The sequence below is a fragment of the Propionibacterium sp. oral taxon 192 str. F0372 genome (genome assembly GCF_000413315.1).
Lineage (GTDB): Bacteria > Actinomycetota > Actinomycetes > Propionibacteriales > Propionibacteriaceae > Brooklawnia.
Window position 1 is genome coordinate 283178 of the sequence record NZ_KE340298.1, and the last position, 9540, is coordinate 292717.

A 9540-nucleotide genomic window follows, 5' to 3' on the forward strand; every position below is an offset into this window, starting at 1 on the left:
GCCTACTTGCTGGTTTGCGGGGCCCACATCTGGTCTCGACGCAAGCCGACGAAGTGCTCGACATTCCCCGATGGCCCGGGAAGAGTTGAATCCGCTTGCCAAAACGGCTCCCATCCCAAGCGCCGGGCTTCGGTCAGGACCCCAGCTACGGCATCAGCCCGGTCGGCTGGGTCGCGAACCACTCCCTGGGCGTCCAGGCGCTGCCGCCCAACCTCAAACTGGGGTTTGACCATGAGCAGGGCCACCCCCTCTGGTACCAGCACGGCCAGCATCGGGGCCAGCAAGATGCGCAGAGAGATGAAGGAGACATCAGCCACCACCATGTCCACGGCTTCATCTTCAAGCATCTCCAAGGTAAGGTCACGCAGGTTGAGCCCCTCCCGCACAACCACTCGCGGGTCCTCGCGCACCACCTGCGCCAGCTGGGCGTGCCCGACGTCGACCGCGTAGACCCGGTCGGCTCCGCGACTCAGCAACACCTGGGTGAATCCTCCAGTGGAGGCCCCCGCGTCGAGCGCCCGGGACCCCACCTTGATACCCGACTGGTCGAGTGCACCGATCAATTTGTGAGCGGCCCGCGACACCCAGGGATCCGTTTCGACCTCCATGACCGCCCCCGGCCTGCACCGGTGGGATCCGCGATTCACAACCCGTCCATCAAGGCTGACCTTCCCGGAATGAATCAACTCAGCAGCTTGGGATCTGGACCGGGCCAGCCCCACCTTGACAAGCACCGCGTCCAGCCGCCCGCCGGGGATGGGAACCTCCTCAGCCCTCATCGGCGGAGATGCCCGGGATCGGGGCCTGGACATCTTCGCGTGAGGTCTCCAAGACCTTCGCGAGTCGTTCGTGAACACCGGTCAGTCTGGTAAGCATTCCAGCAGGTCCTGCATCCGGCGCAACTGCTGCGGCCAAGGCTTCGTCGACTGCGGGGTTCCCGGTCACCGGGGGTGGGGCAAGCTGACCATCCATGAGGCTTTGTTTCTCCGTGACGTTTTGTTCAGTCACCGCAGTCTGTTCATCCGGGATATTCTGCTCGCTCACGGCACCATGTCCAGTTCCTCAAGGGCCGCACTCGGATCAAGCTCCGGGTGTGCCCAGCACAGATTGGCGAGAGCCCACAAGACATCCAACTGGGCATCTACGCCGTCTTCCACGCCAGATACCTCAATCTTTCCACCGACGATGCGGGCGATGGCCGCACCACAAGTCCAGCCCGTATCTGTCGTATTCGCCCTGCGGATGGGCTGGGACAGGGACATGAGATCAAAACCAATGGTTGTGGGACGCTGGTGCACCGGAGCAGACACCAGGTCGTACTTTCCGTGGGCCCCGGTAAATACCAGCATCGAGGCCATCGAAACGTTGTTAGCCCCCTCGATGTCGGTGTCGAGCCGATCACCAATGAAGATGGGTGCCTGACAGCCCACGCGCTCCACGGTGGCCTCCAGCAGCGGCGGGAAAGGTTTTCCGGCAATGACCGGTTTGGCATCGACTGCGGCTGCAACGACGGCCATCTGGGCACCGGCACCCGGCACCATGCCCAAATTGGTCGGTCGGTTGGGGTCGGTGTTCGACATGTACCAGACGGCTCCGCGTTGGATCGCGTGGGCCGCCTCGTCGAAACGCTGCCAGTTGATGCTGGGGCTGTAGCCCTGGACAACGGCAACGGGTTCATCAGTGAAGGATTCGACGATGGTGAACCCCACCTTGGTGGCCTCCTCGGCCAAGGCATCAGTTCCGCACACAAGCACCTTCGACCCCTTCGCAAGCTGCCTGGCCATCAGGGCCGTGATCGCCTGGGCGCTGGTGACAACGTCCATTTCCTGGCAGGTGATGCCTAGTGAGCGCAGATGGTCGGCAACCGCACTGGGGCGACGGGCCGCGTTATTCGTTACGAAAGCGATCTGAATTCCTTTGCGACGGGCTGCGTCCAGGGATTCGGGGGCGCCCCCGACTGCCTGCGGACCGAGGTAGACGACCCCGTCAAGGTCGAGGAGGACTGCATCGTGGAGGTCGATGATACGGTTATTCACCTTTCTCATCGCCCATCTCCGTCTCCGGATCTTCGGTGACTGAGTTCTCGTCGAGATCCTGCGCGCCATGGGTCGTGATGGCGTCCTCGGGCAGTAGATCGCCATCGGAGTCTTCACCGGGGTCCGGATGGTATTCCTCCACATCCATGATTTCGAACTCATCCGATTCGGGTTCGATCTCCTCCCCACGGAGCACTGCGATGAGAGCGTCGACCCCGAGGACATCATTCCGGTCGTGCTTCCTGGCCGACGCGAGCCATTCGAGGGCCTGCTCCACCTGACCATTGCTCGCCAGCAGATTCGCGTACGCCACCCGCAAGCGTGCCTGTTCTTGATGACCTCCCTGGTTGGCTCCAATGGCCTGCTTGAGCAGTCGTGCCGCCTCGGGACGCTGTCCCAGATCTTCACGAATCCCTGCTTCGACGAGGACCGCCTCGATCCGCTGGGCCGGACTCAGCCGGGCCTGCTGAGCATCGCGCAGGGTGCGCAGAGCATTCTGATGTTTGCCGACCGCCCGTTCACAGTCAGCGATCACCGGGAGATAATCGTCATTGCCGGTCATCCGGTGCAGTGCGCGGTATTCGGTGAGCGCGGTGCTGAAGGCTTCGACAGCGTAGGCGACCTCAGCCGCCATTTCGCGCACGACAGGCAGTCTGGAGCCTAGGCGGCGAGCGACCATCACATGCCGCAGTGCCAGATCCGGGTCAATATCGACAAGTTCCCCGGCGGCTTGCAGGTGCCCCCCTATGACAGTGGCCATCTGCTTGTTGACGCCCTTCAACTCGGCGCGTACACCCGGAGGAAGCTGAGATTCGTCGTACCCGACAGGAAGCTGGGGTTCGTTATCCGCGGGCTCCAACCCGGGAGGCAATGGACGTTCCGATTCGTCGACGCGACGGCCCCGATCGCGGTCGTAGCGGCCGTGATCGTCTTTGTCACCCCGGCGGTCATAGCGACGACGATTATCACGCCACTGACCCCGCCGATCGTCACGAGGGGCGGGGTCCCGCTCCTGTTCACTGCGTCTGTCTCGCCATCCACCACGGCGGTCATCACGATCGCGGTCAAGCTCACGATCATCCCGCCATATTTCGCGTCCCTGGTTGGGACGCGAAATGCCACGGCGATCACTGCGATGCCACTCGCCCCGATCGTTACTGCGGGTTTCACGGTCGCCTCGCCAACCGCCACGGCTGCCCCGGGAATCCCGCTGACCGCGACGGTCGTCACGATCCCGCACGTTGTTCCGGGCCCGGGCATCCCGCCCCCCGTCACGACGAACGGCCCGCTCTTGGTCATTTCCCCATTGACTCCGTCGACCGCCGTCATCTCTTCGGCGCCTGTCAAAGGAACCACCTCGGAAAGAGCCTCGACCGGCGCCACCTGCCTGAGCTCTATCACGACCACGCCATTCTCCACGGCGATCTGGCTCATCCCATCCATCCTGACGGGAGCCAAAGTAATCGCGGGTACGACCATCACTGTCCCGGCGCTGAGCATCGCGCTCTCGGTAGCTGTATCCACGGTGCTCCCCCGCATCACGGGCTGCCTCCCGGCCGGACCAGCGCCCACCTCTGCTATCCCAACGATCAGTTCCTCGACCCTCCTGACGACGCTGACCGCGGTCTTTGGTGCTTCTTGGCTGCCAAGAGGAGCCTCGAGAGGAATCGTCACGGTCCTCATTGCGACGTGAACGGTCAGGATTCCCGTCCCACCTGCGGCTGTTCGGCCCTTCACCCAATCTCCACCGGTCACTGTCACCGCGCCGGGAAGAACCCTGATTCCGCTGACCGGAGTTGTTTCGCCATTGGCCGCGGGAACCATCTCGCCGAGCCGGGCCGCGGCGATCGTCACGAGGAGCACGATCACGCCGCGGGCGGTCGTCTTCGTAAGAACTGCTCATGGGAATGCCAATCATCTTGTTGGCGAGAGGTCGCAGCCACTCACCGTGGTCGTTCCACCCGAGGGCCTCGAGCGAACAGCACCACCACGTGAGTCCGTGACAACGGACTGCGACCGCTATGGAGCTGTGCAGTCAGTCTACGTCAGACGTGAGAACGCAGCGAATCCGATGCAATACTGCCTTCCGTCTTCCGTGTTCGTGTTCCGTCAGGCCAGCGCATCACAACTTTCCCAAAGTTAGCGACAGAATCGTTACACGACTACCAATGCCAGTCGAGTTAACAACGAACTGTTCATCTTCCAGACATGTCCGCGATAGATCCATCATGGCTGTTACTGGCTCTGGGTGTTGGGTTGGGGTGTGGTGATATACACAAAAGAAAATAAGCAGTGTTCCTCTACACACGTGTGTAGAGGAACACTGCTTAAAAGTCCGGCAGCGTCCTAGTCTCCCACAGAGTCCCCCCTGCAGTACAATCGGCGCTGAAAGGCTTAACTACCAGGTTCGGAATGGAACTGGGTGTTTCCCTCTCGCTATGGCCACCGAAACACTCTTCAGAATATCACCACAGATACCCTCAAAATCATACAGTGAACGCGTAACATCTTTGTAGGACAAGCCCTCGGCCTATTAGTATCGGTCAGCTCCATACATTACTGCACTTCCACATCCGACCTATCAACCCGGTGGTCTACCGGGGGCCTTACCACACAACGTGAGGGAACCCTCATCTTGAAGCGTGCTTCCCACTTAGATGCTTTCAGCGGTTATCACTTCCCAACGTAGCCAACCAGCCGTGCTCTTGGCAGAACAACTGGCACACCAGAGGTTAGTCCGTCCCGGTCCTCTCGTACTAAGGACAGCCCTTCTCAAGATTCCTACGCGCGCAGTGGATAGGGACCGAACTGTCTCACGACGTTCTGAACCCAGCTCGCGTGCCGCTTTAATGGGCGAACAGCCCAACCCTTGGGACCGACTCCAGCCCCAGGATGCGACGAGCCGACATCGAGGTGCCAAACCATGCCGTCGCTATGAGCGCTCGGGCAAGATCAGCCTGTTATCCCCGGGGTACCTTTTATCCGTTGAGTTCTGGCGCTTCCACACGCCACCAGAAGATCACTAATCCCGACTTTCGTCCCTGCTCGACATGTCTGTCTCACAGTCAAGCTCCCTTGTGCATTTACACTCAACACCTGATTACCAACCAGGCTGAGGGAACCTTTGGGCGCCTCCGTTACCTTTTAGGAGGCGACCGCCCCAGTCAAACTACCCATCAGGCACTGTCCCTGATCCAGATAATGGACCCAAGTTAGATAACCAGAACGACCAGAGTGGTATTTCAACGACGACTCCACAACCACTAGCGTGACTGCTTCACAGTCTCCCACCTATCCTACACAAATCGTCCCGATCACCAATACCAAACTATAGTAAAGGTCCCGGGGTCTTTCCGTCCTACTGCGCGTAACGAGCATCTTTACTCGTAATGCAATTTCACCGAGTCCGTGGTGGAGACAGTGCCCAAATCGTTACTCCATTCGTGCAGGTCGGAACTTACCCGACAAGGAATTTCGCTACCTTAGGATGGTTATAGTTACCACCGCCGTTTACTGGGGCTTAAGTTCACTGCTTCGCAAAAGCTAACAGTTCCCCTTAACCTTCCAGCACCGGGCAGGAGTCAGTCCGTATACATCGTCTTACAACTTCGCACGGACCTGTGTTTTTGGTAAACAGTCGCTTGGGCGTGGTCTCTGCGACCCTCAAGGCTCTTCACCCCTCAGGTCCCCCTTATCCCGAAGTTACGGGGGTATTTTGCCGAGTTCCTTCACCACGATTCTCTCGATCGCCTCAGTATTCTCTACTCATCCACCTGTGTCGGTTTAGGGTACGGGCGGCTCACAACTCGCTCACGAAGCTTTTCTTGGCACCATAGGATCACTGAATTCAACACAACATGTCTATGCATCACGCTTCACGCACACGCCAGGCGGATTTACCTACCCAACACGCCACACGCTTACCCCCGGAAACCATCACCGGGTACAGCTACCTTCATGCGTCCCTCCGCAGCTTGCCTACTACAAAATCGGTTCACACACTCACCAGAAACCAAACCCCGAAAGGAAAGGAAACCAACTCACATGCTTAGCATCATCTGATTCAACACGGACGTCGTTTCGCCGGTACGGGAATATCAACCCGTTGTCCATCGACTACGCCTGTCGGCCTCGCCTTAGGTCCCGACTTACCCAGGGCAGATTAACTTGACCCTGGAACCCTTGGATATTCGGCGGACGGGTTTCTCACCCATCATTCGCTACTCATGCCTGCATTCTCACTCGAATGCACTCCACAACCAGTCACCCAGCTGCTTCACCACACACTCGACGCTCCCCTACCCATCCAACAAAACATTGAATGCCACAGCTTCGGCGGATAACTTAAGCCCCGCTAAATTGTCGGCGCAGAATCACTTGACCAGTGAGCTATTACGCACTCTTTCAAGGATGGCTGCTTCCAAGCCAACCTCCTGGTTGTCACCGCAACTCCACATCCTTTTCCACTTAGTCACCACTTAGGGGCCTTAGCTGATGATCTGGGCTGTTTCCCTCTCGACTACGAACCTTATCGCCCGCAGTCTCACTGCCACGCTCTCACTTACCGGCATTCGGAGTTTGGCTGATTTCGGTAAGCTTGTAGGCCCCCTAGACCATCCAGTGCTCTACCTCCGGCAAGAAACACGCAACGCTGCACCTAAATGCATTTCGGGGAGAACCAGCTATCACGGTGTTTGATTGGCCTTTCACCCCTATCCACAACTCATCCGCCAGGTTTTCAACCCTGGTCGGTTCGGGCCTCCACGACGTCTTACCGTCGCTTCACCCTGGCCATGGATAGATCACACCGCTTCGGGTCTAGAGCATGCGACTCAACCGCCCTCTTCGGACTCGCTTTCGCTACGGCTACCCCACACGGGTTAACCTCGCCACACACCACTAACTCGCAGGCTCATTCTTCAAAAGGCACGCCGTCACCCCACAAAAAGGCTCCGACGGATTGTATGCGACCGGTTTCAGGTACTATTTCACTCCCCTCCCGGGGTACTTTTCACCATTCCCTCACGGTACTTATCCGCTATCGGTCACCAAGTAGTATTTAGGCTTAGCGGGTGGTCCCGCCAGATTCATGCGAAATTCCAGGAGTTCCGCATTACTTGGGAAAACACACAACGAGTGCGCAGCTTACGTCTACAGGGGTCTCACCCTCTACGCCGTACCTTCCCAGATACTTCAACTTCACCACACATTTCCACTCGCCGGCCAGTCAACAGCCCGACCACGATGCTCCCACAACCCCGCACATGCAACACCTGCCAGTTATCACACACACACGGTTTGGCCTCATCCGCTTTCGCTCGCCACTACTCACGGAATCACTATTGTTTTCTCTTCCTATGGGTACTGAGATGTTTCACTTCCCCACGTTCCCTCCAACTACCCTATACATTCAGGTAGAGGTCGCCGGACATAACTCCGGTAACTTCAAGGTTTCCCTATTCGGACATCCCCGGATCACAGCTCGTTTACCAACTCCCCAGGGCTTATCGCAGGTTACAACGTCCTTCATCGGCTCTTGGTGCCAAGGCATCCACCGATCGCACTTAGTAGCTTGTCGCCTACAAAGATGCTCGCGTCCACTGTACAATTCTCAACATACCCACAACCAAAACCCCCCAGGACACAACCATCCCAGAAAATCAAGGCCACAAGAACCCAAACCACACGGCCTGAACCCTCAAAACCCAACAGTGCGCCCCACAGCCTTCCACAAAACAAACACCACAAAACCACCACAACACGCAGCAGTCAATGGTCCTTAGAAAGGAGGTGATCCAGCCGCACCTTCCGGTACGGCTACCTTGTTACGACTTAGTCCTAATTACCAGTCCCACCTTCGACGGCTCCCCCCACAAAGGTTAGGCCACCGGCTTCGGGTGTTACCGACTTTCATGACTTGACGGGCGGTGTGTACAAGCCCCGGGAACGTATTCACCGCAGCGTTGCTGATCTGCGATTACTAGCGACTCCGACTTCATGGGGTCGAGTTGCAGACCCCAATCCGAACTGAGACCGGCTTTATGAGATTCGCTCACCCTCACAGGCTCGCAACTCTTTGTACCGGCCATTGTAGCATGCGTGAAGCCCTGGACATAAGGGGCATGATGACTTGACGTCATCCCCACCTTCCTCCGAGTTGACCCCGGCGGTCTCCAATGAGTCCCCACCATAACGCGCTGGCAACATTGGACGAGGGTTGCGCTCGTTGCGGGACTTAACCCAACATCTCACGACACGAGCTGACGACAGCCATGCACCACCTGTAAACCGACCAAAAAGGCACACACATCTCTGCATGCTTCCGGCATATGTCAAACCCAGGTAAGGTTCTTCGCGTTGCATCGAATTAATCCGCATGCTCCGCCGCTTGTGCGGGGCCCCGTCAATTCCTTTGAGTTTTAGCCTTGCGGCCGTACTCCCCAGGCGGGGTACTTAATGCGTTAGCTACGGCACAGACCACGTGGAATGTGACCCACACCTAGTACCCACCGTTTACAGCGTGGACTACCAGGGTATCTAAGCCTGTTTGCTCCCCACGCTTTCGCTTCTCAGCGTCAGGAAATGTCCAGAGAACCGCCTTCGCCACTGGTGTTCCTCCCGATATCTGCGCATTCCACCGCTCCACCGGGAATTCCATTCTCCCCTACATCCCTCAAGTCAACCCGTATCGAAAGCAGGCTCAGAGTTAAGCCCTGAGTTTGCACTTTCGACGCAATCAACCGCCTACAAGCTCTTTACGCCCAATAAATCCGGACAACGCTCGCACCCTACGTATCACCGCGGCTGCTGGCACGTAGTTAGCCGGTGCTTCTTCTACCACTACCGTCACTCACGCTTCGTCATGGCTGAAAGCGGTTTACAACCCGAAGGCCGTCATCCCGCACGCGGCGTTGCTGCATCAGACTTCCGTCCATTGTGCAATATTCCCCACTGCTGCCTCCCGCAGGAGTCTGGGCCGTATCTCAGTCCCAATGTGGCCGGTCGCCCTCTCAGGCCGGCTACCCGTCGACGCCTTGGTAGGCCACTACCCCACCAACAAGCTGATAGGACGCGAGCCCATCCCCAACCGAAAAAACTTTCCAACCCAAAAGATGCCTCAAGAGCTGAATATCCGGTATTAGCAAACGTTTCCATCCGTTATCCCAAAGTCAGGGGCAGGTTACTCACGCGTTACTCACCCGTTCGCCACTCGTGTACCCCCGAAAGGGCCTTACCGTTCGACTTGCATGTGTTAAGCACGCCGCCAGCGTTCGTCCTGAGCCAGGATCAAACTCTCCATCGAAAAAACAGAGAACCGAATCACTGACCAATCCAATCCGAAAACTGGACAATCAATCACTCAAAGAAACCCAAACGAAAGAAGAAAAACCTTCCTCCGACAAGGCCAAAAAAATGACTGTAAAGCACACTGTTGAGTTCTCAAAATTCACACCCACCAACCCCAGAACCACAAAAGACCCCAGAACCAGCGACCAAACCAACA

At 57.8% G+C, this 9540-nt stretch carries 5 protein-coding genes and 3 rRNA genes; all 8 read right to left on the minus strand.

Annotated elements, in window-relative coordinates; all coding sequences use genetic code 11:
* Positions 1-2: 2 nt before the first annotated feature.
* The 8 genes from HMPREF1531_RS12565 to HMPREF1531_RS12600 all read right to left on the minus strand — a co-directional run bounded on the left by HMPREF1531_RS12565 (position 3) and on the right by HMPREF1531_RS12600 (position 9339).
* Complete coding sequence (locus HMPREF1531_RS12565; protein WP_016670341.1) at positions 3-779, minus strand: TlyA family RNA methyltransferase; 777 nt, start codon at positions 777-779, stop codon at positions 3-5.
* Entirely contained in the window at positions 769-1044 is a 276-nt protein-coding gene (locus tag HMPREF1531_RS12570) for a hypothetical protein (RefSeq protein WP_016670342.1), read from the minus strand. Before HMPREF1531_RS12570 ends, HMPREF1531_RS12565 begins: the two co-directional genes overlap by 11 nt.
* Positions 1041-2036: an HAD-IIA family hydrolase gene (locus tag HMPREF1531_RS12575; protein WP_232210281.1), complete on the minus strand. Its 996-nt coding sequence runs from the start codon at positions 2034-2036 to the stop codon at positions 1041-1043. The genes HMPREF1531_RS12570 and HMPREF1531_RS12575 overlap by 4 nt, the downstream gene beginning before the upstream one ends.
* Positions 2029-2895 (minus strand): tetratricopeptide repeat protein, encoded by an 867-nt coding sequence (locus HMPREF1531_RS13990; protein ID WP_198011104.1) that lies wholly within the window; start codon positions 2893-2895, stop codon positions 2029-2031. The genes HMPREF1531_RS12575 and HMPREF1531_RS13990 overlap by 8 nt, the downstream gene beginning before the upstream one ends.
* Complete coding sequence (locus HMPREF1531_RS13995) at positions 2814-3905, minus strand: hypothetical protein (RefSeq protein WP_016670345.1); 1092 nt, start codon at positions 3903-3905, stop codon at positions 2814-2816. Before HMPREF1531_RS13995 ends, HMPREF1531_RS13990 begins: the two co-directional genes overlap by 82 nt.
* A 464-nt stretch (positions 3906-4369) precedes the next feature.
* Positions 4370-4486 (minus strand): 5S ribosomal RNA (gene rrf / locus HMPREF1531_RS12590).
* A gap of 63 nt (positions 4487-4549) precedes the next feature.
* Positions 4550-7614 (minus strand): 23S ribosomal RNA (locus tag HMPREF1531_RS12595).
* A 205-nt stretch (positions 7615-7819) separates the two neighbouring features.
* A 16S ribosomal RNA gene (locus tag HMPREF1531_RS12600) occupies positions 7820-9339 on the minus strand.
* Together the 16S, 23S and 5S rRNA genes form the textbook arrangement of a ribosomal RNA operon.
* Positions 9340-9540: the final 201 nt, after the last annotated feature.